This window comes from Brevundimonas sp. Bb-A (genome assembly GCF_009394735.1).
In the GTDB taxonomy this organism is placed as follows: Bacteria; Pseudomonadota; Alphaproteobacteria; order Caulobacterales; family Caulobacteraceae; genus Brevundimonas; species Brevundimonas aurantiaca.
Window position 1 is genome coordinate 1130001 of the sequence record NZ_CP045456.1, and the last position, 23027, is coordinate 1153027.

At 69.6% G+C, this 23027-nt stretch carries 25 protein-coding genes, 1 tRNA gene and 2 rRNA genes (1 of these 28 only partly in view); 16 read left to right on the forward strand and 12 right to left on the reverse strand.

What is annotated here, in order from left to right:
• From BSP_RS05590 to BSP_RS05600, 3 genes are all read left to right on the forward strand, one after another.
• Positions 1–805, forward strand: a 23S ribosomal RNA gene (locus BSP_RS05590); it begins 2076 nt to the left of the window's first position.
• A gap of 60 nt (positions 806–865) precedes the next feature.
• Positions 866–982 (forward strand): 5S ribosomal RNA (gene rrf, locus BSP_RS05595).
• A 142-nt stretch (positions 983–1124) separates the two neighbouring features.
• Positions 1125–1201 (forward strand) — tRNA-Met (locus tag BSP_RS05600).
• A 94-nt stretch (positions 1202–1295) separates the two neighbouring features.
• Here BSP_RS05600 and BSP_RS05605 read toward each other — a convergent pair.
• Complete coding sequence (locus BSP_RS05605) at positions 1296–1631, reverse strand: hypothetical protein (protein ID WP_152949583.1); 336 nt, start codon at positions 1629–1631, stop codon at positions 1296–1298.
• Positions 1632–1735: 104 nt separating this feature from the next.
• Positions 1736–2470, reverse strand: a complete 735-nt coding sequence (locus BSP_RS05610; RefSeq protein WP_152949584.1) for a fatty acid desaturase — start codon at positions 2468–2470, stop codon at positions 1736–1738.
• A gap of 80 nt (positions 2471–2550) precedes the next feature.
• Between BSP_RS05610 and crtY the strand changes: the two genes are divergently transcribed.
• The 3 genes from crtY to BSP_RS05625 are packed head-to-tail and all read left to right on the forward strand — an operon-like array spanning position 2551 to position 6139.
• Positions 2551–3729 carry a lycopene beta-cyclase CrtY gene (gene crtY / locus BSP_RS05615; protein ID WP_152949585.1) on the forward strand — a complete coding sequence of 393 codons (1179 nt, stop codon included), beginning with the start codon at positions 2551–2553 and terminating at the stop codon, positions 3727–3729.
• Positions 3729–5210, forward strand: a complete 1482-nt coding sequence (locus BSP_RS05620; protein WP_152949586.1) for a phytoene desaturase — start codon at positions 3729–3731, stop codon at positions 5208–5210. The genes crtY and BSP_RS05620 overlap by 1 nt, the downstream gene beginning before the upstream one ends.
• Positions 5207–6139 carry a phytoene/squalene synthase family protein gene (locus BSP_RS05625; RefSeq protein WP_152949587.1) on the forward strand — a complete coding sequence of 311 codons (933 nt, stop codon included), beginning with the start codon at positions 5207–5209 and terminating at the stop codon, positions 6137–6139. The genes BSP_RS05620 and BSP_RS05625 overlap by 4 nt, the downstream gene beginning before the upstream one ends.
• Positions 6140–6145: 6 nt before the next feature.
• Here BSP_RS05625 and BSP_RS05630 read toward each other — a convergent pair whose 3' ends face one another.
• The 3 genes from BSP_RS05630 to BSP_RS05640 are packed head-to-tail and all read right to left on the reverse strand — an operon-like array spanning position 6146 to position 9013.
• On the reverse strand, positions 6146–7213 hold the full coding sequence (locus BSP_RS05630; RefSeq protein ID WP_152949588.1) for an ABC transporter permease: 1068 nt from the start codon (positions 7211–7213) through the stop codon (positions 6146–6148).
• Positions 7210–8127, reverse strand: a complete 918-nt coding sequence (locus BSP_RS05635) for an ABC transporter ATP-binding protein (RefSeq protein WP_194167008.1) — start codon at positions 8125–8127, stop codon at positions 7210–7212. Before BSP_RS05635 ends, BSP_RS05630 begins: the two co-directional genes overlap by 4 nt.
• Complete coding sequence (locus BSP_RS05640; protein ID WP_182714371.1) at positions 8117–9013, reverse strand: polyprenyl synthetase family protein; 897 nt, start codon at positions 9011–9013, stop codon at positions 8117–8119. Before BSP_RS05640 ends, BSP_RS05635 begins: the two co-directional genes overlap by 11 nt.
• A gap of 139 nt (positions 9014–9152) precedes the next feature.
• On the opposite strand from BSP_RS05640, the gene fni reads away from it, so the two are divergent.
• The gene (gene fni / locus BSP_RS05645) at positions 9153–10205 is read left to right on the forward strand and encodes a type 2 isopentenyl-diphosphate Delta-isomerase (protein WP_054764843.1); all 1053 of its coding nucleotides are present in this window, start codon (positions 9153–9155) and stop codon (positions 10203–10205) included.
• On the opposite strand, the gene BSP_RS05650 is transcribed toward fni, so the two are convergent.
• Positions 10172–10693: a sterol desaturase family protein gene (locus BSP_RS05650; RefSeq protein WP_227976050.1), complete on the reverse strand. Its 522-nt coding sequence runs from the start codon at positions 10691–10693 to the stop codon at positions 10172–10174. The two genes, fni and BSP_RS05650, sit on opposite strands and share 34 nt — an antisense overlap.
• A gap of 38 nt (positions 10694–10731) precedes the next feature.
• Here BSP_RS05650 and BSP_RS05655 point away from each other — a divergent pair, with 38 nt between their 5' ends.
• Positions 10732–11505, forward strand: coding sequence for a sterol desaturase family protein (locus BSP_RS05655; RefSeq protein ID WP_152949591.1), 774 nt, complete (start codon positions 10732–10734; stop codon positions 11503–11505).
• On the opposite strand, the gene BSP_RS16185 is transcribed toward BSP_RS05655, so the two are convergent.
• A complete protein-coding gene (locus tag BSP_RS16185) occupies positions 11468–11821 on the reverse strand; it encodes a response regulator (RefSeq protein ID WP_054764846.1) in 354 nt (117 codons plus the stop codon). The genes BSP_RS05655 and BSP_RS16185 overlap by 38 nt on opposite strands.
• A 45-nt stretch (positions 11822–11866) precedes the next feature.
• Between BSP_RS16185 and BSP_RS05665 the strand changes: the two genes are divergently transcribed.
• Genes BSP_RS05665 through BSP_RS05675 form a run of 3 tightly spaced genes read left to right on the forward strand, consistent with a single transcriptional unit; the run spans position 11867 to position 15016 of the window.
• Positions 11867–14344 (forward strand): CHASE3 domain-containing protein, encoded by a 2478-nt coding sequence (locus tag BSP_RS05665; protein ID WP_194167009.1) that lies wholly within the window; start codon positions 11867–11869, stop codon positions 14342–14344.
• Positions 14341–14724, forward strand: coding sequence for a response regulator (locus tag BSP_RS05670; protein WP_054764848.1), 384 nt, complete (start codon positions 14341–14343; stop codon positions 14722–14724). Before BSP_RS05665 ends, BSP_RS05670 begins: the two co-directional genes overlap by 4 nt.
• 19 nt (positions 14725–14743) lie before the next feature.
• Positions 14744–15016, forward strand: a complete 273-nt coding sequence (locus BSP_RS05675; RefSeq protein WP_227976051.1) for an Hpt domain-containing protein — start codon at positions 14744–14746, stop codon at positions 15014–15016.
• A gap of 20 nt (positions 15017–15036) precedes the next feature.
• Here BSP_RS05675 and BSP_RS05680 read toward each other — a convergent pair whose 3' ends face one another.
• Positions 15037–15789 carry an SDR family oxidoreductase gene (locus tag BSP_RS05680; RefSeq protein WP_152949595.1) on the reverse strand — a complete coding sequence of 251 codons (753 nt, stop codon included), beginning with the start codon at positions 15787–15789 and terminating at the stop codon, positions 15037–15039.
• A gap of 112 nt (positions 15790–15901) precedes the next feature.
• On the opposite strand from BSP_RS05680, the gene BSP_RS05685 reads away from it, so the two are divergent.
• A complete protein-coding gene (locus BSP_RS05685; protein ID WP_224761268.1) occupies positions 15902–16303 on the forward strand; it encodes a helix-turn-helix domain-containing protein in 402 nt (133 codons plus the stop codon).
• Positions 16304–16345: 42 nt separating this feature from the next.
• On the opposite strand, the gene BSP_RS05690 is transcribed toward BSP_RS05685, so the two are convergent.
• From BSP_RS05690 to BSP_RS05700, 3 genes are all read right to left on the reverse strand, one after another.
• A complete protein-coding gene (locus BSP_RS05690; RefSeq protein WP_152949596.1) occupies positions 16346–16519 on the reverse strand; it encodes a hypothetical protein in 174 nt (57 codons plus the stop codon).
• Positions 16520–16710: 191 nt separating this feature from the next.
• Entirely contained in the window at positions 16711–17016 is a 306-nt protein-coding gene (locus BSP_RS05695) for a hypothetical protein (protein ID WP_152949597.1), read from the reverse strand.
• Positions 17017–17126: 110 nt separating this feature from the next.
• Positions 17127–17456, reverse strand: a complete 330-nt coding sequence (locus BSP_RS05700) for a DUF1491 family protein (RefSeq protein WP_152949598.1) — start codon at positions 17454–17456, stop codon at positions 17127–17129.
• A 55-nt stretch (positions 17457–17511) separates the two neighbouring features.
• Here BSP_RS05700 and BSP_RS05705 point away from each other — a divergent pair, with 55 nt between their 5' ends.
• Entirely contained in the window at positions 17512–18420 is a 909-nt protein-coding gene (locus BSP_RS05705) for a hypothetical protein (RefSeq protein WP_227976052.1), read from the forward strand.
• Between the two features lie 13 nt (positions 18421–18433).
• Here the strand turns inward: BSP_RS05705 and BSP_RS16515 are convergent, their stop codons facing one another.
• Positions 18434–20146 (reverse strand): HAMP domain-containing sensor histidine kinase, encoded by a 1713-nt coding sequence (locus BSP_RS16515; protein WP_304488810.1) that lies wholly within the window; start codon positions 20144–20146, stop codon positions 18434–18436.
• A gap of 159 nt (positions 20147–20305) precedes the next feature.
• On the opposite strand from BSP_RS16515, the gene BSP_RS05715 reads away from it, so the two are divergent.
• The 3 genes from BSP_RS05715 to BSP_RS05725 all read left to right on the forward strand — a co-directional run bounded on the left by BSP_RS05715 (position 20306) and on the right by BSP_RS05725 (position 23020).
• Positions 20306–20743: a SufE family protein gene (locus tag BSP_RS05715; RefSeq protein WP_152949599.1), complete on the forward strand. Its 438-nt coding sequence runs from the start codon at positions 20306–20308 to the stop codon at positions 20741–20743.
• A 166-nt stretch (positions 20744–20909) separates the two neighbouring features.
• Positions 20910–21863 carry a hypothetical protein gene (locus tag BSP_RS05720; RefSeq protein ID WP_152949600.1) on the forward strand — a complete coding sequence of 318 codons (954 nt, stop codon included), beginning with the start codon at positions 20910–20912 and terminating at the stop codon, positions 21861–21863.
• Positions 21864–21865: 2 nt separating this feature from the next.
• Complete coding sequence (locus BSP_RS05725; protein ID WP_152949601.1) at positions 21866–23020, forward strand: glycosyltransferase family 4 protein; 1155 nt, start codon at positions 21866–21868, stop codon at positions 23018–23020.
• Positions 23021–23027 lie beyond the last annotated feature (7 nt).

Sequence of the window (23027 nt, forward strand, 5' to 3'; positions counted from 1 at the left end):
AGCCTGAGATTGGGTTTGGGCTTCTCTTGCGCAGTCTAGGTGGGAGGCGTTGAAAACTCCCTTCCGGGGGGATTAGAGCCATCAGTGAGAGACCACTCTGGAGAAGCTAGAATTCTAATATCCTTGATCAGGACACTTGACAGTCTCAGGTGGGCAGTTTGACTGGGGCGGTCGCCTCCTAAAAGGTAACGGAGGCGTGCAAAGGTTCCCTCAGGCTGGACGGAAATCAGCCGTAGAGTGCAAAGGCAGAAGGGAGCTTGACTGCAAGACTTACAAGTCGAGCAGGGGCGAAAGCCGGCCTTAGTGATCCGACGGTACCACGTGGAAGGGCCGTCGCTCAACGGATAAAAGTTACTCTAGGGATAACAGGCTGATCTTCCCCAAGAGTTCACATCGACGGGAAGGTTTGGCACCTCGATGTCGGCTCATCGCAACCTGGGGCGGTAGTACGTCCCAAGGGTTGGGCTGTTCGCCCATGAAAGCGGTACGTGAGCTGGGTTCAGAACGTCGTGAGACAGTTCGGTCCATATCCGGTGCAGGCGGTAGAGCATTGAGGGGAGCCTCCCATAGTACGAGAGGACCTGGGAGGACGCACCACTGGTATACCAGTTCTTGTGCCAACAGGATACGCTGGGTAGCCAAGTACGGAGCGGATAACTGCTGAAAGCATCTAAGTAGGAAGCCCACCCCAAGATGAGTGCTCTCCATTAGGCCACGGCAAGACAAGCCGTTTGATAGGTATCAGGTGTAAGATCAGCAATGATTGGAGCTGAGATGCACTAATAGGCCGAAAGAGTTTGACTTTAAAAAATAAAAAAAATACTCCTCTTTTTAGAAACTAAAGTTTCTAAAAGAGAAGTATTTTCCTGGTGCCCTAGCTTCTTCGGAACCACGCCAATCCATCTCGAACTTGGCTGTGAAACGGAGAAGGGGGAAAGGTACTATCGGGGTAGCCCCACGCGATCCCACTCCGGTGCCGGGAAACTCGGTCGTTAAGCCCTCCAGAGCCAATGGTACTTCGTCTCAAGGCGCGGGAGAGTAGGTCGCCGCCGGGTCTACCAGGCGGACAGCCGATGATGAAAAATCCTTGTCGAACCGCTTCTTCCTCCACAAACCACCCCTGCCGCGGGATGGAGCAGCCCGGTAGCTCGTCAGGCTCATAACCTGAAGGTCGCAGGTTCAAATCCTGCTCCCGCACCCAAACAATCAAGCCGCTGGATCAACGATCTAGCGGCTTTTTGCTGCCTGAAACCCCAAGCCCGCACCCCCATCCCGGACCCGAACGCCAAGCGGCCTCAAGGGGTGAACTGGATCGTATGTTCGAACGGGCGGTCGATCGGGCGGCCGCCGTCGCGCGAGGGGGGCGTCGCGGTTCCGTTCATCAGGGCCACAGCCGCCTCGCCGAATCCATAGCCCGGCCGGCTCTCCGACAGCACCACGCAATCCGAAACCCGGCCGTCGGCACGCCCAATGCATCGCAGTCGAACGCTGACGTCGTCCAAGACGGGCGCTGAGGATTGGGCCGCCGTCTTGATCCCGCCAGACGTCTTGGGCTGGGCCTTCGCCAGATCGGGGGCGGGCGTCGGCGTCGAACTCAGGGCGGCAAGAGCGAACAGCAGGGCGAGGGGCATGGGCGAGTTCCTTCTCACCTATAAGGCCCTGAACGCGGCCGTGTTCCCTTCGTCGATACAAAGGTCGCCGAACAGGTCTTCGCGGCCCGCGCCCCAGCCCTGGATCAAGACTCGCCGCGCCACAGACGCCACCAGGGCCGCCAGGGGCTCAGATGGTGTTCGTGGTGGCGGCCGAAGTGGAAGCAGGTGAGCAGGGAAAGAACGGGGCCGTAGCCGCTGCTGCGGGCGTGGTGGGCGTCGGCGAACGGCTGGTCGGTGTGGCGGTGCGGCAGCCAGGTGCCGAAGGTGAAGAGCTGAAGCGCTGAAAGCAGGGCCGGCGCGGCCCAGAAGGTCAGGAGATTGGCCGGCCGCGCCCCCAGGCCGAAGAGGGCGATCAGGACCAGGGCGGTCAGGACCGCCATCTCGCGCCAGCCGAAATAGGTGCGAAAGAAGTTCAGGAACCAGGGAAGGAAGGCGCGGGGCGCCGGGGCGTAAAAGTCCGGGTCGTCGGCCGTGCCGGGCGCGGCGTGGTGGGCGTGGTGCGCCGTCTTCAGCCGATCGAAGCGGAAGCCCGCATAGAGCCCCAGGGTCAGCCGGCCGACTGCGGCGTTCAGCCGCGGCCGTCCCGGCGCCAGGGAGCCGTGCATGGCGTCATGGGCGACGATGAAAAGGCCGACCGACAACCAGGTCTGGACCGCTACGATCGCCGGGACGATCACCAGACTGGAGGTGCCCCAGCGGTGAAAATAGACGCCGTAGACGTGCAGGCTCCCCCATCCCGCCACGATCATTCCCGCCAGGGTCAGACCGATCCAGGTCTGGCGCGGGACGATGCGTGGCTCGGCGACGGCGGCGGTCATGGACTTCAATCTAGCCTATGCCGGCGTCGGAGGCATCCAGGCGGCTTGCCCGTCACGTCCGCCCGTGCCACCTGTCGCGGATGCAGGCCGCCGCCCCCGACAGTTCCGCGCCGGACCTTTTGCTGCTGGGGGGCGGTCTGGCCAACGGCCTTCTGGCCCTGCGCCTGTCCCAGGTCCGGCCCGAACTGGACGTGCGGATCGTGGAGGCGGCCGACCGGCTGGGCGGGGTTCACACCTGGTCCTTCTTCGAACCCGATCTGACGCCGAGGCAGCGGGCGTGGATCGCGCCGCTGATCGCCCATAGCTGGCCCGGCTATTCCGTGCGGTTTCCCAAGGCCGAACGGCGTCTGGCGACCGGATATTTCAGCGTGACGGCGGCGCGGTTCGCCCAAGCCTTGGACCGCGCCCTGCCGGGACGGATCATGACGGGCGTCTCGGTGGCATCGGCCGGGCCGACCGAGGCGGTTCTGGCCGACGGTCGGCGGCTGACGGCCCGGGCGGTGATCGACGGGCGCGGCCCGACCGCCGCGCCGGACCTTGCCCTGGGGTTTCAGAAATTCGTCGGCCTGGAGGTGCGGCTGACCGCGCCCCACGGGCTGAAGGAACCGATCGTCATGGACGCCTGCGTCGATCAGGCGGGGGGCTATCGTTTCCTCTATGTCCTGCCGTTCGACGACCGGACCCTGCTGATCGAGGACACCCGCTACACCGACGGCGACGACCTGGATCACGACCTGTTCCGAACGGGCGTCAGGGACTACGCCGCGCAGCGGGGCTGGGTCATAGAGACGGTTCTGCGCGAGGAGGAGGGGGTGCTGCCGGTCGCCCTGGACGGCGACATCGCCGCCCATCTGAAGCGGCTGGGGCCGACGGCGCTGAGCGGCCTGCGCGCCGGTCTGTTTCATCCGACTACCGGCTATTCCCTGCCGGACGCGGTGCGGCTGGCGGATCATCTGGCGGAGCGTATCGAAGCGGCGCCGGACGGCCCGGCCCTGGCCCAGGTCATCCGTCGCCATGCGCGCGACGTATGGGCGCAAAGAGGCTTTTATCGGCTGCTGAACCGCATGCTGTTTCGGGCCGCGCGGCCGGATCAGAGGTACAGGGTGCTGGAGCGGTTTTACCGCCTGCCCCAGCCGCTGATCGAACGCTTCTATGCGGGGGAGACGACCTTGGGCGACAAGGCGCGGATCCTCAGCGGCAAACCCCCGGTGCCGATCGGCGCCGCCCTGACCTGTCTGGTCGAAAGAGGACGTGCGTAATGCGAGCAGCAGTGATCGGGTCGGGGTTCGGGGGGCTGTCGCTGGCCATCCGCCTGCAGACGGCGGGGATTCAGACCACGGTCTTCGAGGCGCGCGACCTGCCGGGCGGCCGGGCCTATGTCTATAAGGACAAGGGCTACACCTTCGACGCCGGGCCGACCGTCATTACCGATCCTTCGGCGCTGGAGGAGCTGTTCGAGGGCGCGGGGCGCAAGCTGTCCGACTACGTCGAACTGCTGCCGGTCGCCCCCTTCTATCGGCTGTGCTGGGAAGACGGCGACGTCTTCGACTACGTCAACGATCAGGACGAACTGGACCGTCAGATCGTCGCGCGCAATCCGGCCGACAAGCAGGGCTATCGCCGGTTCCTGGCCTATTCCCAGGACCTGCTGAAGGAAGGCTATCTGAAGCTGGGCGCCGTGCCCTTTCTGGACTTCGCCAGCATGGTCAAGGCGGCGCCGGAGTTGATGCGGCTCCAGGCCTGGCGGTCGGTCTATGACAAGGTCGCCGGCTATATCCAGGACGAGCATCTGCGTCAGGCCTTCAGCTTTCACTCCCTGCTGGTGGGCGGAAACCCGTTCGCCACCTCATCGATCTACGCCCTGATCCACGCGCTGGAGCGGCGCTGGGGCGTCTGGTTCCCGCGCGGCGGCACCGGCGCCCTGATCCAGGCCATGGTGCGGCTGTTTCGGGACCTGGGCGGCGAAATCCGGCTGAACAGTCCGGTCGAGCGGATCACCCTGGCGAACGGGCGCGCCGACGGAGTGGTGGTCGGCGGCCAGACCCTGGCCTTCGACATGGTGGCCTCCAACGCCGACGTGGTCCACACCTATCAACGCCTGCTGGGCCAGGAGCCGCGCGGCCGCAAGGAGGGGGCGCGTCTGGCCGCCAAGCGGCATTCCATGTCGCTGTTCGTCATCTATTTCGGCCTGAAGCGGGTCCACCCGGAGGTGCGCCACCACACGGTGCTGTTCGGCCCCCGCTACCGCGAACTGATCGGCGAAATCTTCAAGGGGCCGGACCTGCCGGAGGACTTTTCCCTCTATCTGCACGCCCCGACCCGCACCGATCCGTCCCTGGCGCCCGAGGGATGCGACGCCTTCTATGTGCTGGCGCCGGTGCCGCACCTGGCCTCGGCCGACATCGACTGGGCGGTCGAGGGGCCGCGCTATCGCGACCGGGTCCTGGCCTATCTGGAGCAGCACTACATTCCCGGCCTGACCGCCGATCTGGACACCTGCCGCATCTTCACGCCCGTGGATTTCCGCGACCAGCTGAACGCCCACCAGGGCTCGGCCTTCTCGCTGGAGCCGATCCTGACGCAGAGCGCTTATTTCCGGGTCCATAATCGCGACGACCAGATCCCCAACCTCTATTTCGTCGGCGCCGGCACCCATCCGGGCGCGGGCGTGCCGGGGGTGGTGGGCTCGGCCAAGGCCACCGCCGGCCTGATGATCGAAGACGCGGGGCGGACCGCATGACCGACGCCGTCCTGGACCACAGCCGCCAGTCGATGGAGCAGGGCTCCAAGAGTTTTGCGGCCGCCGCCCGGCTGTTTCCGGCGGCCATTCGGGACGACGCCTGGATGTTCTACGCCTGGTGCCGCCATTGCGACGACGAGATTGACGGCCAGGTTCTGGGCCATGGGGCGGTCGGCATCGACCCGGTCCTGGCGGGGCGCAAACTGGTCGAACTGCGTGAACGCACCGCCGCCGCCCTGGCCGGTGAGCCCCAGACCGATCCGGTCTTCACCGCCTTTCAGCGCGTCGCCGCCCGCCACGCCATTCCCGCCGAGGAGGCGATGGACCTGTTGCAGGGGTTCGAGATGGACGTGGAGGGCCGTCGCTACGACACCCTGGAGGACACCCTGGACTACGCCTATCACGTCGCCGGGGTGGTCGGGGTGATGATGGCGCGGATCATGGGGGTTCAGGACGCGCCGACCCTGCGCCGCGCCCAGGACCTGGGCCTGGCCTTTCAGCTGACCAACATCGCCCGAGACGTGGTGGAGGACGCCAAGGGCGGGCGGGTCTATCTGCCCGGCCAGTGGCTGGACGAGGCGGGCGTGCCGCGCGATCAGGTCGATCAGCCCCGGCATCGTCAGGCCGTCGCCCATACGGCCCAGCGGCTGGTGGCGGCGGCGGAGCCCTATTACGCCTCGGCGCGCTGGGGCTTGCGCGATCTCAATCCGCGCTCGGCCTGGGCCGTCGCCACGGCGCGGGGCGTCTATCGCGCCATCGGCCGCCACGTCTCGCGCTCGGGCGCCACGGCCTGGGACGGCCGGACCTCGGTCGACAAGGCGGGCAAGCTGGCCCTGGTGGGGCGCGGGGCCCTGATCACCCTTTGGTGCAAGACCCTGGACGCCTGGCGTGAACCGCCGCCGCGCCCGGCCCTCTGGACCCATATCTGACGACGCTCAGCGCGCGGCGCGTCTCTGCTCCATCATCACGGCCAGGGCGAGCCCGGCCAGACCCACGCCGCCCAGGGCCGCCCAGCCGGCCAGAACCCCGGCGCTGAAATCGCCGCGCCAGATCAGGGCCTGATAGGTTTCGACGGCCCAGGCGTGGGGGGTGATCCAGCCGAGGGCGCGGAAGGCTTCGGGCATCAGGAAGCGCGGCGCCATCGACCCGCCCAGGGCCGCCAGCAGCAGGGCGACGAAGGTGGTCAGGGGCTGGGCCTGTTCGCGCGACCGGCAGGCCGCCGTCAGGGCCAGGGCCACCCCCGCCGCGCACAGGGCGACCAGGGCGGCGGTCGGGAGCGCCGCCGCCGCCTGCCAAAACGCAAGATCCGGCAGCCGAGGCCAGGCCGCCAGGAAGACGGCCGCCGACTGCATCAGGCCGACCGTCGTCAGCCAGATCGCCCGCCCCGCCAGGATCGGCGCCGTCCCGCCCCGCGCCAGGACCAGCCGCGCCTGCAGGCCCGAGCGCCGCTCGTCCAGCCCGCCCATGGCGCCTTGCATGGCGGCGAAAAAGACGAACATCACGCTGACCGCCCCGGCGTAATAGGCGGCCTGGACGTCGCCCTGCGGCCCGACCTGACGGATCGGGATCGGGCGCGACGGGGGCGCGGGCCGGCCGGCCAGGGCCGCCGCCATGGGAACCAGCCGCGCCTGGAGCGCCGCCGCCGCCACGTCTCGACCCGCCGCCGACACCACCGTCACCTGGGGCGCGCCCGCGTCATCGCGGGTGATCAGAACGCCGGCGTCGGCGCGGCCGTCGATCACGGCCCGCTCCACCGCCTGGGCGTCGTCCAGACGGCGAAGGCGCGGCCCCAGGTCCCGCGACAGGGCCTCGCCGACGGCGGCCGTGGCCGGGGTGCGCGCCGCATCGTGCAGAGCCACGCTGGCGTCGATGTCGCCACGCGCCCCGGCGCCGAAGACGGCGGCGAACAGCAGATAGACCAGGGGCGGCAAAACCAGGGTCAGGGCCATGCCCGAACGGTCCCGCCAGAAGCCGCGCGCCCAGGCGCCCGCCACCGCCATCATGACGAGGCGTCCGACAGATGGGCGACCAGGTCGTCCAGGCCGGGACGACGCACGGCGACCTCGCCCCCCTCGGCGTCCGCCTCGGGCGAAACCCTCTGGGCCGCGCCCAGGGCGTCCTCGCACAGCAGCCGCCATTCCAGCCCGTCCTTGGAGGGCGCCAGACCCGACTGGGCGAACCGGCTCGCGGCCGGGCGCGAGGCGGGCCGCGGCAGTTTGACGACCAGCAGCCGCGCCAAGCCGAAGGCCTGACGCAGCAGGGCCTTGGGCGGTCCTTCCGCCAGCAGCCGGCCCTGGGCCAGGACGCCGATCCGATCGGCCGTTTCGGAGACGAAGGCCTCGTCGTGGCTGATCAGCAGACAGCCGGCGCCCGCCTTGACCGTCTCGCGCAGGGCGGACGACAGGACGACGCGCGAGGCGGCGTCCACCCCCTCGGTCGGTTCGTCGGCGATCAGCAGGCGCGGGCGCCCGACCAGGGCGGCGCTGAGGTTGGCGCGCCGACGCCATCCGCCCGACAGGGAATGAACCGGCTGATCCGCCCTGGGGCCGCATCCGGTCAGGGCCAGGGCCCGCTCCACCGCCGCAGGGCGGTCGGGACGCGGAACCCCGCACAGGGCCGCGACCGTCGCGACGTTCTCGCGCGGCGTCAGGGCGGGAAAGAGGGCGCAGTCCTGAGGCGCCAGGCCGATGCGTCCGCGACGGGGCGCGCCTTCGCCGGCCGTCGCCCGCCCGCGCCGGACGGGGATCAGGCCGCAGGCCACCCGAGCCGCCGTGGACTTGCCCGCCCCGTTCGGACCCAGCAGGGCGTAAACCTCTCCGGCCGCGACGGTCAGGTTGAAATCGCGCAGCACCGGCCCTTCGCCGTAGCCCGCCTCGACGTCCTTCAGAACCAGCGCCGGCGCGACGCTAGCGTCCAAGTTCGGCCTGCCGGAAGAGATGAAGGACATAGGTCGTCAGGGGGCTGTCGTGCCCGACCGCCTCGGCCGCCCGGGCCAGGGACTGGCGCACCCCGGCGCGGACCCGGCCTTCGCCCCACAGGTCCACGAAGGTGGTCACGCCCTGATCCTGACCCACGTCCTTGCCCAGGGCCTCGCTCGTCGAACAGGCGTCCATCAGGTCGTCGCAAAGCTGGAAGGCGAAGCCGACCGCCTCGCCGAAGGCGGCGAGACGCGCCAGGTCGTCCGCATCGCCGCCGCCCATCCGGCCGCCGCCCCGCGCGGCCGCGACGAACAGGGCGCCGGTCTTCAGATCGTTGATCCGACGCAGGGCGACCACGTCGCGCTGAACGGGATCGTCGCGCAGATCGCGCATCTGGCCCTCGGCCAGGCCGTCGAAGCCGATCGCCTGCGTCAAATCGTCCAGGGCGCCCAGCCGCGCCTCCGCCGGCGCCCGGCTTTGCAGAATCAGCCGGGTCGATTGGTTCAAAAGGGCCACGGCCGCCAGCACGGCCGCATCCTCGCCGTGGCGGCGGTGCAGGGTCGGCTGACCGCGCCGCAAGGCCGCATCATCCATACAGGGCAGGTCGTCCAGAACCAGGGAGGCGGCGTGGGCCATTTCGACCGCGCAACCGAAATCCAGGGCGTCCTCGGCCCGCCCGCCGACGTGCGCGGCGGCCAACATGGCCACGACCGGCCTGACCCGCTTGCCCGGTCCCAGCAGGGCCTCGCGCGCGGCGAGGGCTAAAAGACCGTCCGATGAGGGCGCCGTCTCGGCCAGCCGGTCCTGCACCAGGCCACGCAGATTCTCGGGCGACTGAGGTTCGGGGTCCGACACGGGCTGGGGCCTTAAGCCGACGATCGCCATACGGGTCTCCTGATGTCCTTCGACAGTCGCGTTGCGACCCTGGGCTGACGCATTATGATCACATACGGCATCACGACTGCGTCGGATGCAACCCGCCAGAGCATGATCGTTTCGGAGGGAACCGCTAGGAGCGTTTGCGATGCCCACCCCCGACGACGCCCTGATCCGACGCAAGGACGAACACATCGACCACGTGCGGGCCGGACGGGGTCTCAGCGGCGCGTCCTCGGGACTGGAGGCGGTGCGTTTCGTCCATGACGCCTTGCCGGACCTGGCCCTGGACCAGATCGACCTGTCCGCCCGTTTCCTGGGGCGGCGGCTGAACCTGCCCTTCCTGATCAGTTCGATGACCGGCGGCCCGTCGCGGGCCGAGGCGATCAATGCGCGGCTGGCCGAGGCGGCCCAGGCCCTGGGCGTGGCCCTGGCGGTCGGCTCCCAGCGCGTCGCCCTGGAGACGGCCGGCGGGTCCGGCGGCTCGGGCTTGGGGCCGGATCTGCGCCGCCTGGCGCCCGACGCCCTGATCCTGGCCAATCTGGGAGCGGTGCAGTTCGCCCTGGGCTATGGGGTGGACGAGGCGCGCCGGGCCATGGAGATGATCGGCGCCGACGCCCTGATCCTGCATCTGAATCCGCTTCAGGAAGGCGTCCAGCCCGAGGGCGACCGCGACTGGCGCGGCGTGGCCCAGGGGATCGAGCGGATCGCCGCCGCCTTTCCGGGCCAGGTGGTGGTCAAGGAGACCGGCGCCGGCCTGTCGGCCGCCGTCGCCCGGCGCCTGGCCGACATGGGCGTCGCTGCCCTGGACGTGGCGGGGGCGGGCGGCACCAACTGGGGCCTGATCGAAGGGGCGCGGGCCACCGGCGGGCGGGCCGAGGCCTTGGCCGCCCCCTTCGCCGACTGGGGGGTGCCGACGGCCCGCAGCCTCCGCGACTGCGCCCAGGCCGCCCCGGACCTGGGGCTGATCGGCTCGGGCGGGATCAAGGACGGTCTGGATGCGGCCCGCGCCGTCCGTCTGGGGGCCGATCTGGTCGGCCAGGCCGCCGGGGTGCTGGAGGCGGCCCTGACCTCGACCCAGGCGGTGGTCGATCATTTCGAGCTGATGGCGGCCCAGCTGCGGCTCGCCTGTTTCTGCACGGGCTCCGCCGATCTGGCGGCCCTCGCTCAGGCGCCGCTGCTGGAAGAGCCCCGCTTCTGAGCCAGTTCGGCCTTCAGCGCCCGCGCCGACCGCACCCATAGAAAGCCGAAGGAGACGCAGCCTTCGCGCGTGCGCACGGCGTGATGCAGACGGTGCGCCTGGATGCGCCGCGTCCAGAAGCCGGACCGCCCGGAAAAGCCCGTCGGGAACCGCCGGTGCACCAGGCCGTCGTGGAAGAAGAAATAGACCATCCCATAGGCCGTGATCCCCAGGCCGACCGGCAGGGCCCAGGGCCACAGGTGCAGACCCACGGCCACCATGACGATGGCCGGGGCGGCGAAGACCACGGCGAACAGGTCGTTCTTCTCCAGGGGGTGATCGTGCGGCTCATGATGGCTGCGGTGCCAGGACCACAGGAAACCGTGCATCACATAGCGGTGCATGATCCAGGCGAACGCCTCCATGCCCAAAAAGGCGGTCAGGAACAGCGCGATCCACGTCAGCCAGGCCATGGCCCCAGCATAGGCGGTTTGATCCGCCTTCGCCACGACTTGACCGCCGCAGGGATTTGACCGTCTGTGCCCCCATGTTGAGGGATCTGCTCATCACCACCCTGGCGCTGAGCCTGATCATCGGCCTGCGCTATCTGCTGGTCGGCGCGGCGGCCCATGGGCTGCTGTGGGCCGGGGCGGTCCGGGGACGGGCGCTGAACCTGCGGCCGCCGGCGATCAAGCGCATCCGCGCCGAGATCGTCGCCTCCCTGATCGCCTGTCCCATCTACGCCCTGCCGGCGGCCCTGGTGCTGGAGCTGTGGAAGCGGGGCGGGACGGCGATCTACAGCGATCCCGACGCCTGGCCCCTGTGGTGGCTGCCGGTCAGTCTGATCGTCTATCTGCTGGCGCACGACGCCTTCTACTACTGGGTGCACAGGGCCCTTCATCACCCGCGCGTCTTCGGCTGGGCCCATGCCGAACACCACCGGTCGCGCGACCCCAGCGCCTTCGCCTCCTTCGCCTTCGACCCGGCCGAGGCTGCGGCCACCGCCTGGTTCCTGCCCGCCCTGGCCCTGATCGTGCCGATCCACTGGGGCGTGGCCCTGACCCTGCTGACGCTGATGTCGCTGACGGCCGCCCTGAACCATGCGGGGCGCGAGGTCTGGCCCGCCGCCTGGCTGGAGCGGGCGCCGCTTCGCTGGCTGATCACCGCCACCCACCACGACGCCCACCACAAGCGGTTCAACGGAAACTACGGCCTCTATTTCCAGTTCTGGGACCGCTGGGCCGGGACTGAGGTTTCGGCCGCCCCCTCGCGACCATCCCCGGTCATCCCTCCAGAGCGGCCCTCAGCGCCTCTTCGGTGATCGGCTTGGTCAGGGCGGCGTGGGCGCCCAGGCCGGTCGCCATCTGCAGTATGGACGACGAGGCCAGACGTCCCCCGCCGCTCATGGCGATGACCCGCAGGGAGTCCCTCAAATGCCGGGTGTCCATGATGAAGTTCAGCCCGTCGCGGTCCGGCATCAGAATGTCCACCAGCACGGCGTCGGGCGACCAGTCCTCGACGATCCGCAACCCTTCGTTGACCGTTGCTGCGGTCAGGACTTGGCAACCCAGCCGTTTCAGCATCTCCTCCAGATGAAGCAGAACCAGCGAATCGTCCTCGATCACGCAGACTTTCACGCCCAACCTCCAGATGCGATCAGGGGGAACTAACGGATGAATCCCATGTTGCGTCAACTCGGAAGACGGCGTTTCCGACTGGCCATCGCCTTGGCGGGCGCGGTCGTGACCCTGCTTCTGGCGGCCACTGGGGTGACGCTGCAACGAGAATTCTCCAGCGCGGACGCTCTGCGCGATGCGGTCGAGCAATCCTATGACACCCGGCTGCAGATTCAGTCCGTCTTCTCATTGGTTCAGGACGCTGAGACCGGCCAACGCGGCTATATCATCACCGGGGACGAGACCTTCCTTGAGCCTTATGATCGCGCCCTCGACCGGTTGGACGCTCAGATGAACAAGCTTGCGGGTCTTTCGGCTAAGGACCCGCCACAGGCCGAGAACCAGCGTCTTCTGTCGGAACGGGTCCGGCAGAAGCGGCTGGAGATGCAGCGGACCATCGCGCTGCGCGAATCCGGCCAGGCGTCCGCCGCCATCAGCCTCGTGATCAGCGGGCGAGGCAAGCTGACAATGGATGATATCCGCCAGATCGTGGATCGGATGACGCAGCGTGAGGCCGACCTGCTGTCGGCGCTGTCGGCCGACGCGCGCGAACGGACCCGGCATACCGAATTCCTGGTGGCCCTGATGTTCAAGGTTCTGGTCTTGACCGCCTTGGGGACCGCCTTCCTGGTCTGGCGCTATCTGGCGACCCGCAGCGCCCTGCTGGAGCGGCTTGAGGCCGCCGCCGCCCGCCACAGCGCCACCCTGGACAGCGCCTTCGACGCCATCGTGACCCTGAACCCCAGCGGCAGCATCGAGACGCTGAATCCGGCGGCGGAACGGCTGTTCGGCTGGTCGGCGCCGGAGATCGAGCGCCGCGACGTCGGCCTTCTGGTCGATGATCTGGCCGAAAACGGAGAGGGCGCCTTTCTGGACCGGCTGGACGCCAGCCACGGCGATCTGGAGCAGGGGCTTCTGCTCGAACTGACCGGCAAGCGCCGGGACGGGGCGCGCTTCCCGGTCGACGTCGCTCTTGCGGCCATGGACCTGCCGACGGGCCGCCATGTGGTGGCGGTGATCCGCGACGCCACCGAACGCCGCCGCATCGCCGAGATGAAGGACGCCTTCGTCTCGACCGTCAGCCACGAACTGCGCACCCCCCTGACCTCCATCGCCGGCTCCCTGGGCCTGGTCGCGGCCGGGGCGGGCGGACGCTTGCCGGAAAAGGCGGCCCGACTGATCGACATCGCCCACGCCAACAGCCGCCGTCTGGTGCGGCTGATCAACGACATCCTGGATGTGGAGAAGCTGGAGGCCGGGCAGCTGAAGATGACCCTGGCCCCGCTGGACCTGCGCGACGTCGCCGCCCGAGCGGTCGAGGGGATCCAGGGCTACGCCGATCAGCTGGGCGTGGGCGTCAGCCTGAACGACGGCCCGCCGGCGCCGGTGCGGGGCGACGGCGATCGGCTGATCCAGGTGGCGACCAATCTTCTGTCAAACGCGGTCAAGTTCTCGCCGTCCGGCGGCGAGGTCCGGGTGACGGTCAATCCCGAGACCCGGATCGCCCGGCTCAGCGTATCCGACCGCGGCCCCGGCATAGCCGACGAGTTCCGCTCGCGCATCTTCGGCAAGTTCGCCCAGGCGGATTCGACCGATGCGCGTGAAAAGGGCGGCACGGGCCTGGGCCTGGCCATCGCCAAGGAGATCGCCGAACGCCACGGCGGGCGGCTGTGGTTCGAATCCGCCGAGGGCGAGGGGGCGACCTTCCATCTGGACCTGCCGCTGGACCAGGCCGATGCGGCGCATGACGAGGAGGCGGTGCGGCTGCTGATCTGTGAAGACGATCCGGACGCCGCGCGCATCCTGGTCGAGATGCTGTCCTATGAAGGGTTCAAGGCCGATGTGGCCGACACGGCGCGCGAGGCGCTGACCCTGGCCCGCCGCGCGCCCTACGCCGCCGCCCTCATCGACCTTCAACTGCCCGACGCCGACGGGGTCAGCCTGATCCGGCAGCTGAAGGCCGATGAGGCGACGCGCGCCATGCCGGTGGTGGTCGTCTCCGGCGACGTGGCCCGGGGCCGGGTGCGCGGCCGCTCGCTGGAGGTGGCCGACTGGGTCGAAAAGCCGGTCGATCAGGACCGGCTGCGCCAGGCCGTCCGCGCCCTGTTCAGCGCCGACGACAAGCCGGTGGTTCTGCACGTCGACGACGACCGCGACATTCTGGAGGTGACGCGCCAGGCCCTGGATACGGTCGAGGTCGTGCCGGTCGAGAGCCTGGCCGCGGCGCGCGAGGCCCTGGCGCGGCGGCGACCGGACCTGGTGATTCTGGACCTGGGCCTGCCCGACGGCAACGGCCTGGACCTTTTGCCGCTGTTGACCGAGGAGGACGGCCGCACCATTCCCGTCATCATCTATTCGGCTCAGGACATGGACCGAGAGGCCGCCCCGGCCGTTCAGGCGGTCCTGATCAAGTCCCGCATGTCCCTGACCCAGCTGGCGCGGACCGTGCGCCGCCTGGCCCCCCGCGCCCGAGGTGTTGCATGACCGCTCTCCACATCCTGCACGTCGAGGATGACAAGGACATTCGCGACGTGACCGCCTTCGCCCTGACGCTGGACCCCCAGGTTACGGTGACCTCGGTGGCCTCGGGCGAGGCGGCCCTGGCCGCGCTGGACGGCGGGCTTCGTCCCGACGTCGTCCTGATGGATGTGATGATGCCCGTTCTGGACGGTCCCGCAGCCCTGGCGCGCATCCGCGAACGGGCGGGACATGAGACGACGCCGGTCATCTTCATGACCGCCCGGGCTCAGTCGAGCGAGATCAGCCGTTATCGCGCCCTGGGCGCCCTGGACGTCATCGTCAAACCCTTCGACCCGATGACCCTGGTGGAGGAGATTCGGACGATCCTGGCCCAGGCCGGGTGAGGGGGCCGTGACGGCGGACATGGCCGATCTGCGGACCCGGTTCCTGGACCGGTGCGTCGGCGATCTGGCGCGGATCGACCGTCACGTCGCGCGGGGCGCCTGGGACGCCGATGAATTGCGCCGCCTGGTCCACAGCCTCGCCGGCGCCGGCGCCGTCTTCGGCTTCCCAGCGATCAGCGAAGCGGCCGGCGACTGCGACGACGCCTTCGCCCAGGACCGCACGCCCGACCCCGCCCTGATCGAAACCTTGGCCCAGGCCATCCGCGACGCCCTGGCGCGGCGGCAGGGCTGAGCCGCCGCCGCGGCTGGGGTTCACCCCGCTCCGTTCAGGGCCTCGAACACGGCCTGATAGCCGTCAGCCTCGGCGAAGCGCAGCGGCTTGACCCGTTCGACCAGGATTTCGCCGCGCGGCGTTTCGCCCCGCTCGATCAGGTCCATCACCTCGGCCGTATAGTCGGCCAGGGGCATGGAGGCGGGGTTCTGGGCATGGCCGGGCATCAGGTCGGTGGCCACGCCGGGCGGCGCCAGCTCCAGCACTTCCACCGCCGTGTCGCGCAGCTGATGGCGCAGGGACTGGGTCCAGGAGTGGAGGGCCGCCTTGGTGGCGTTATAGGTCGGGGTGGCCGTCAGGGGGATGAAGGCCAGGCCGGAGGTGACGGTCATGACCGTGGCCTGGGGCTGGGCCGTCAGATGGGGCAGGAGGGCCGCCGTCAGCCGGATCGGTCCCAGGAGGTTGGTGGCGATGGTCGCCTCCACCGTCGCCAGGTCGAACGGTTCGCCCTTCAAATCCTCGGTCTTCATGATCCCGGCGTTCAATATGACCGCGTTCAGGGCGGGGTGGTCCTTGACCACCTGTTCGCCGAAGGCGGCGACGGCTGTGGGATCGGCGACGTCCAGCGTCGCCCAGGCCATGCCGGGATTGGCGGCGGCGGCGTCTTTCAGCACGTCCGCGCGGCGACCCGTGATGACGATCTGATTGCCGCGCGCATGCAGGGCCTCGGCCAGGGCGCGGCCGATGCCCGTGCCGCCGCCGGTGATCAGTATGGTGTTTCCGCTGATGTTCATGGGGCTCTCCTTCAGGGGATGCGTCAGTGCGGAAACTCAGTTATGACGGTCGCTCTCCACTGGAAAGTAGGCACCGAAACCCGCCATACTTACTAGCAGGAAAGAAATGGACATGACGGCCTATCCGCCCGCAAGAATTTCGCATCCTGAAACCGGCGAGGTCGCCGATCCGCGCGTCGAGGCCCTGGTCAATGAGGTGATCGGGCGTGTGGCGGACAAATGGACCATGCTGATCCTGGAGGTCCTGGCCGAACACGGCGAGACCCGGTTCACTCGCGTGGGCGAACTGGTGGGCGGCATCAGCCAGAAGATGCTGACCCAGACCCTGCGCCAGATGGAGCGCGACGGCCTGGTGGTGCGCACGGTCCATCCGGTCATCCCGCCCAAGGTCGAATACCGCCTGACCGACCTGGGCTTCACCCTGGCCGAGGCCTTCTGCGGCGTCTGGACCTGGGCCGAGGCCAATATCGACCGCATCGAAGCCGCGCGGGCGGCGTTCGACGCGAGGAAGTGAAGAGGGGCCGATCCGCCCGATGACGTCGCCGTCTGGGCCGGATCAGGCGGCGGCGTAATCGCGGAAGTCGGGCTGCACCGCTTTGACCCTGAGTTCGGCCAGCTCCTCCAGCCGCTTTTCATCGGCGGGCTCGACCTTCTGTCCGGCGACCTCCGCATAGGTCACCTTTGCGGACAGGATGCGATATTCCCGCTCGAGCGTTTCGTCGTCTTGCACTTTCGCCTCCTAGAGAGGGGCATGGGATCAGGTCTGACAATGGCCGATCCCAGCCCAATTTTCAATCGGCCGCTGCGGGTTTGCCGCGGGTGCGGCCGGGCGGCGCAGGGGCGTTCAGCCCGGCGAGCAGGGCCGCGATCCGAGCGATGTCGCGGACGACATCCACGTTCTGGAGCCCTGGACCGCTGCGATCAAACACGCCCGGCCGATTGCTTGTGGCCGTCACCACGCCCCAGACCTCGTTGTTGTGCCGGATCAGGATCGCCTACCAGCGCTGCGCTGACGAAGGCCAGAATGACACCGGCGATCAGGGCGACCAGACCGGGCGTGCCGGTCGGATCCAGTCGCGACAGGGCCACGATCAAGGCGCCCAGGGCGCCGAGGCCGATCAGCCAAGGCCGATACCGCTCAAGATGCAGCACCCGGTCAGAATATTTGGTCAGGACGTCGCGGGCGTCGCCGCGAAGCTGCGTTTCAAACTTGTCGAAATCGTCCATCCGCATCCTCCCCAGCCGCGCCTGCACGCCATGGATCACCCTAGCCGGAAACAGGATGGGAGACGACTTTAAAGGGGGCTGGGAACAGGTCTCGGTTGCGCTTCCGCCCCCTACCCCTGCACCTTCTCCGTCAGGAAATGCCGGCCGTGGCGGTCTTCGATTTCGACGATCCACAGGTCGGGGTCGTATTGGCGCTGGCGGGCGATATAGGCGTCCAGTTCGGCTTCGCTGTCGCTGGTTACGGGCTGGATCCACAGCCGCTCGCCGTCGGGGCCGAAGGCTTCGGCATAGAGGCGGGCCGTGCGGGTCGAGGTGTCATAGGCCTTGACGATCACGGCGCCAGCGCGGGGGTCGCCCTTGTTCACCACGACGGCGTGGGCGCCTTCGATCTCGGCGCGGCGGATCAGGGCGCCGACCCACAGGTCGCTGGACAGAAGCAATTCGCTAACCCTGTAAGGAAACCAGACTCAAAGGCCCGGCCGCTAGGCTCGGCCCATGATCTTACGGCCTTATCCCCGGCGAACCCAAGTCCCTATCGGCGCGGCCCTGATCGGCGCGGCCGTGGTCGGGGCGGTGGTGATTGCGGGCGATCCGGTCGCGGCCCAGGCCGCGTCTGGGGCCGCCTCGGGGGCGGCCGACCGCTTCTATGAGCGCAGCTTCGTCCTGGCCGCCAATGAGCGGTGCGGCCTGTTTCAGCCCCAGCTGACGGCGGCCCTGAACGCCTCGACCTGGCAGGCGCGGGGCGCGGCCCTGCGGGCCGGCGCCGATCCGCGTCAACTGTCCGAAACCGCCGCCCGCGCCCGCGCCCGGGCGGCCGCCGCCGCCTGCGATTCCGCCGACATGAAGACGGTCAGCGGTCGGGTGAAGACCGCCTTCGCCGGCTGGTCGCGCACGGCGCGAATGAACTTTCCCGGCGACCGGGCGGGCTGGAGCGCCGACCGCGCCGCCTACAGCCGGCCGACCTGGCGGCTGATGCAGGGAACCGCCGTCGGCGCCTCGCCGGTGCGGTTCGGCCTGGTCGGGGCGATGGATCGGGCGGATCAATTGACGGCGGTGGTCTCCTGGCAGGGGCGGTCGCGACCGACCGGGGTGCGGCTGGTCATGCGCGACACGACGGTGGCGCCCCGACCCTGGCTGGCGCGCGAACTGCCGCCTGCGGCCCAGCGCCGGGTCTTCTGGGCCTCGGGCGTGACGACGGCCGATCCCGGCCTGCTGGTCCAGGGACGCACGGCGGGTCAGGCCTGGCGCTTCCCCCTGGCGGCGGCCGACGCCCTGTCCGGCCTGGATCCGCGAGAGGTCTTTACGGTGGAGTTCGTCTTCCGCGACGGCAGCGTGGCGCGCACGGTCTTCGAGGCGGGCGACTTCGCCGCCGGCCGCGCCTTCCTGGCCATGGGCCAAACCTAGGATCTGGATCGTCTCACGCCTCGACGGCGGCGCCCGGCGTTTCGTCGGCTTCGATGGCGGGCGACAGGGTTGCGACCGGCAGGCGCACCATGGCCGCCACGCCCTCGCCCAGGGTGCTGTCGATCGTCAGCCGACCGCCGTGCAGTTCCGCCAGGGACCTTACCAGCGACAGGCCGAGCCCCGTCCCTTGCGCCTTCTGATCGGCACCGCCGGCCTGTTCGAACGGGCGGCCCAGCCTTTGCAGATCCTCGGGCGCGATCCCCACGCCGGTGTCGGACACCACCAGCTCCAGATAGGGGCCGATCCCGTCCAGCGTCAGGGTCACGGACCCGCCCGCCGGGGTGAATTTCACCGCATTGGACAACAGGTTCAGCGCCATCTGCTTCAGGGCGCGGGCGTCGGCCTCGACCTCCAGCGGATGGGGCGGCAGGACGGGGGCCAGATGCACCCCTTTTTCGTCGGCCTGGGGCCGGATCAGGGCCACGGCGGCCGAAACGGGATCGCGGGCGTCGAACCGGTCCAGGGCCAGTTCGTACCGCTCGGCCTCGATCTTGGACAGGTCCAGAACGTCGTTGATCAGGTCCAGCAGATGGCCGCCCGCCTGATGGATGGACTCGGCGTAGTCGGCGTATCGGTCGGGCAGGGGGCCGAACAGGCGCTGGCGCATAATGTCGGCGAAGCCGATCACGGCGTTCAGCGGGGTGCGCAGCTCATGGCTCATATTGGCCAGGAAACGGGTCTTGCCCGCGCTCTGGGCCTCGGCCTCGACCCGGGCGCTTTCCAGCCCCAGCTCGCGGGCGAACTGGGCCGTGCCGTCGAAGGCCTGGGCGATCAGGCGCGGCGCCCCCGCCACCGCCCCCGTCTCGCCGTCGTACCGGCGCAGGATCAGCACCACCCGGCGGTCCAGGGCGATCCGGGGGCTGAACATCACCTCGGCCGGCTGGCCCTGGGCGGCGCGTTGCAGGGCGCCGGCGACGCCGGGGCGGTCGGGGGCGTGGACGGCGGCGATCAGCCCCTGGTCCATCAGGGCCGGGACCGAGACGGACGGCGGGGGCGTGCCCCAGGCGGCCAGGGCGCGGCCGGTCGGCTCCAGCAGGAGGGTCAGGCCCGGCTGGGCGTTCAGCACGGCCTGGACCAGGGCGCCGTCCTGTTCGGCGCGAGTCAGACGGGCCATGCGGCGGTTGCTCGACAGACGGGCCGCCCCGGCCAGGGCCAGAACCGCCAACAGGCCCGACGCCGCCGCCAGGACCGGCGGCTGGGCGGTCGATCCGATCAGCAGGGTCGAGATCAGGCCCGAGATCAGCGGCAGGGCCAGGCCCGCCGTGCCCAGCCGGATCAGCCGGTCTTCGCCGATCCTGGGATCGTCAAGCACCAGCCCGGCCGCCAGGGGCAGCAGCAGAAGCCCCGGCGTCGCCCCGGTGGCCCCGCCGGTCAGGCCCGCCGCCGCCACGGTCGCCAGAAGCCAGCCGCCCATCAGGCTGAACCTCAGACCCGCCGTGTCGCGCACCATCAGGGCCACGCCCGCCACGCCCGGCGCGGCCGTCAGCAGCAGGGCCGCCAGGACCGTGGGCTCCAGCCGGGCGAAGCTCTGGGCCGCCAGGGCCGTCAGGGCGACCGCCGCCGCCCAGCCCGCATGCCACAGGGCGGCCGGCGCCGCCGACGGCTGAGCCGCCGACGCCGCTGCGGTCGGGACCGCCAGCCCGGGTTGTGGAGGGTGATTATGCAAGCGCCGTCGCCATCATGGGTCGTCCCCAGACTAAACGCCGCGCCGAGTCGGCGCGAGGCCCCTCCCGTGTCAGGCGATCTGCAACCGCGCGTTCACCATGAATTTCGGGGGACAAACCGGCCGGTTGTCGTTAACGGCCGGGCGGCCTATCTGGCGGCCATGACCGATCGCACGCCGCCCGCCGACAGCCTGGACCAGACCTTGGCCGACCTCGCCGAGGATTTCGACCTCCTGGGCGACTGGGAGCAGCGGATCGAATACGTCATCGAACTGGGCAAGGGGCTGGCGCCCCTGGACGCGGCCGATCAGGTGGAGGCCAACAAGGTGCCGGGCTGCGCCGCCCAGGTCTGGCTGGCGGTCCATCCGGCCGAGGGGCGGCTGTGGTTCGACGCCGACAGCGACAGCGCCCTGTCCAAGGGCAATATCGCCCTTCTGCTGAAACTCTATTCGGGCCGGACCCCGGCCGAGATCCTGGCCTTCGACGCCAAGGCCGCCCTGGACCGCCTGGGCCTGCCCTCGGCCCTGACCCGCCAGCGCGCCAACGGCCTGAACAGCATGGTCGGCCGCATCCGCGAGGCGGCCCTCGCGACGGCCTGACGCTTGCTAAGGTCATAGTGCGCCACGCTTTTAGAGTAATGTCGCTTAGTTGACACAAGCGCGGCTTAACGGCGTCATGGGCCGGCTTGCAATCAAGTCCGCCCGGCTGGTCGGTCACCCTCTTCCCCATCGGCCGTCGCGCGTCGGGCCAGGATTTCAGTTCCGAATGTTCGACATCTGGCGGTCCGGATATCTGAGGCGTCCCCTGACCGAGGTCATGGAACGGCCCCCTCGCCCCGACGAGATCGTCTGGCTGCCCGACCGCGGCCCCCACGCCTTTTACGCCGACCCCTTCGGCCTGGAACGCGACGGGGTTCTGACGGTCTTTGTCGAGGCCTTCGACTATCGGGTCCGGCGGGGCGATATCCACTATTGCCAATATGACGCCGACGACCGGCTGGTCGGGCAGGGGGTGGCCTTGGCCGAGCCCTGGCACCTGTCCTATCCGACCCTGATCGAGGACGGGGGCGAGCTCTATATGCTGCCCGAAGCCTATAAGAGCGGCGGCCTGATCCTTTATCGCTGCCGTCGTTTTCCCGATGACTGGGAGGCGGTGGCGCGGCTGGGCGCGTCGCCGGCCATTGATGCGACGGTGGTGCGCCACGACGGCCGATGGTGGATGTTCCACGCCCTGCCGGGACCGGACGACCGGGCCATGCGCGAACTGCATCTGGCCTGGGCCGAGCGGCTGACCGGGCCCTGGACGCCTCACGCCGGTCGCCCGGTGATGAGCGGCTTTCAGACCTCGCGGCCGGGCGGCTCGGCCTTCGTCCATGACGGCGCCCTGCATCTGCCGGTCCAGGACTGCGCCCCCGCCTATGGGGCGGCGGTCAACCTCTTGCGGATCGACGTCCTGACGCCCCAGAACTTCGCCGCCACGGTGGTGCGGCGGTTCGAACCGGGCGATCTGGCGGCGGGCTTTTCCGACGGGCTGCACACCCTGTCGGGCGCGGGCGGCGTCAGTTTCCTCGACCTCAAGTCGGTGCGCCGCGACCGCGCCGAGCCCTGGCTGAAGACGCAGTACAAGCTGCGCCGCGCCCTGGGGCTGAACGGTTCGCGCCGGACCGGCGTGGACGTCTATCCGGCCCTCTTTTCTCCGCCCTCCGCGTCTCAGAGTTGACCATGCGTGTCGCCGTCGTCCTGCCGCGCGGTTGCGGCTTCCGCCCCGACCGGGCCAATTCGATGGAGACGGTGGTGCGGACCCTGGCGGCCCACGCCCGGTCCCAGTCGGCCGTGACCCTGATCTGCGACGCGGACCAGGCGACCGCCCCCGATCCCCGGCTTCTGACGGTGCCTCCCGGCCTGGGCGGGCGGGCGCGAAACCGGCGGATCAAGGCCCTGTTGGAGACCCTCCAGCCGGATGTGGTCGAATATCACCAGCAGCTGAAGTCGGCCTCGGACCTGGCCGCCGAGGGGCCGCCGGCGACCTACGTCCTTTACCGCCACACCCGGATCAAGCCGCCCCGCCATCCGCTGGACGCCTGGCGCTACGGACGTCGGCTGGCGCGGTTCGACCGGCTGGTCTTCGTCAGCGAGGCGGCGGGGCAGGAGTTCGCGGCCGACTATCCGGCCCTGGCCGACCGGGTCAGCGTGGTGTGCAACCCCATTGCGGTCGAGGCCTGGCGCGCCGATCCCGCCGACAAGGAGAAGCTGATCCTGTTCTGCGGCCGGGCCATGGCGGACAAGGGGCTGGACCTGTTCTGCATCGCCCTGGCCCGGACCCTTGACGCCCATCCCGACTGGCGCGGGGCCCTGGTTCTGGGCGACTGGGAGCGGCACCAGGCCTGGGCCGATCCCTATCTGGGCCTGCTGGACCGGTTCGGCGACCGGGTCGAAATCCTGAAGTCGGCCCCGCTGGAGGCGGTGCGGGCGGTCACGCGGCGGGCGGCGATCGCGGCGACCCCGTCGCGGGTGCGCGAGGCCCTGGGCCTGACCGCTCTGGAGGCCCACGCCGCAGGCTGCGCCCTGGTCTCCTCCGGTCGCGGGGGTCTGCGCGAAGCCAGTGGCGACCACGCCCTCTATGTCGAGGTAGACGGACCCGACCCCCTCGCCGCCGCCCTGGAGCGGCTGATCACGGACCCGGAGACACGGCTGGCCCTGGCCCGGTCCGGCCAAACCTTCGTGGCCGAGGTCCACGTCCCCGAGGCGCGGGCGGCCCAGCTGGATCGGCTGCGCGAAGCCTGGACCGAACAGGCGCGCCGACGGCGGGCGGAGGCGCCGCCGCGCCCGCGCTTCAGCCTGCCGCGTCTGGGCCTGCCGCCGCTCGGCCGGGCTTGAGGGGAGG

What these genes read in the sequence shown, in the direction of transcription:
- BSP_RS05715 (WP_152949599.1), top strand. Translation starts at nt 20,306, where the DNA reads ATGACCGATCGCACGCCGCCCGCCGACAGCCTGGACCAGACCTTGGCC.
- crtY (WP_152949585.1), top strand. Translation starts at nt 2,551, where the DNA reads ATGCAGGCCGCCGCCCCCGACAGTTCCGCGCCGGACCTTTTGCTGCTG.
- BSP_RS05630 (WP_152949588.1), bottom strand. Translation starts at nt 7,213, where the DNA reads ATGATGGCGGTGGCGGGCGCCTGGGCGCGCGGCTTCTGGCGGGACCGT.
- BSP_RS05610 (WP_152949584.1), bottom strand. Translation starts at nt 2,470, where the DNA reads ATGACCGCCGCCGTCGCCGAGCCACGCATCGTCCCGCGCCAGACCTGG.
- BSP_RS05725 (WP_152949601.1), top strand. Translation starts at nt 21,866, where the DNA reads ATGCGTGTCGCCGTCGTCCTGCCGCGCGGTTGCGGCTTCCGCCCCGAC.
- BSP_RS05655 (WP_152949591.1), top strand. Translation starts at nt 10,732, where the DNA reads ATGTTGAGGGATCTGCTCATCACCACCCTGGCGCTGAGCCTGATCATC.
- BSP_RS05665 (WP_194167009.1), top strand. Translation starts at nt 11,867, where the DNA reads ATGTTGCGTCAACTCGGAAGACGGCGTTTCCGACTGGCCATCGCCTTG.
- BSP_RS05695 (WP_152949597.1), bottom strand. Translation starts at nt 17,016, where the DNA reads ATGGACGATTTCGACAAGTTTGAAACGCAGCTTCGCGGCGACGCCCGC.
- BSP_RS05685 (WP_224761268.1), top strand. Translation starts at nt 15,902, where the DNA reads ATGACGGCCTATCCGCCCGCAAGAATTTCGCATCCTGAAACCGGCGAG.
- BSP_RS05720 (WP_152949600.1), top strand. Translation starts at nt 20,910, where the DNA reads ATGTTCGACATCTGGCGGTCCGGATATCTGAGGCGTCCCCTGACCGAG.
- BSP_RS05625 (WP_152949587.1), top strand. Translation starts at nt 5,207, where the DNA reads ATGACCGACGCCGTCCTGGACCACAGCCGCCAGTCGATGGAGCAGGGC.
- BSP_RS05620 (WP_152949586.1), top strand. Translation starts at nt 3,729, where the DNA reads ATGCGAGCAGCAGTGATCGGGTCGGGGTTCGGGGGGCTGTCGCTGGCC.
- BSP_RS05640 (WP_182714371.1), bottom strand. Translation starts at nt 9,013, where the DNA reads ATGGCGATCGTCGGCTTAAGGCCCCAGCCCGTGTCGGACCCCGAACCT.
- BSP_RS05705 (WP_227976052.1), top strand. Translation starts at nt 17,512, where the DNA reads ATGATCTTACGGCCTTATCCCCGGCGAACCCAAGTCCCTATCGGCGCG.
- BSP_RS05675 (WP_227976051.1), top strand. Translation starts at nt 14,744, where the DNA reads ATGGCCGATCTGCGGACCCGGTTCCTGGACCGGTGCGTCGGCGATCTG.
- BSP_RS05670 (WP_054764848.1), top strand. Translation starts at nt 14,341, where the DNA reads ATGACCGCTCTCCACATCCTGCACGTCGAGGATGACAAGGACATTCGC.
- fni (WP_054764843.1), top strand. Translation starts at nt 9,153, where the DNA reads ATGCCCACCCCCGACGACGCCCTGATCCGACGCAAGGACGAACACATC.
- BSP_RS05605 (WP_152949583.1), bottom strand. Translation starts at nt 1,631, where the DNA reads ATGCCCCTCGCCCTGCTGTTCGCTCTTGCCGCCCTGAGTTCGACGCCG.
- BSP_RS05680 (WP_152949595.1), bottom strand. Translation starts at nt 15,789, where the DNA reads ATGAACATCAGCGGAAACACCATACTGATCACCGGCGGCGGCACGGGC.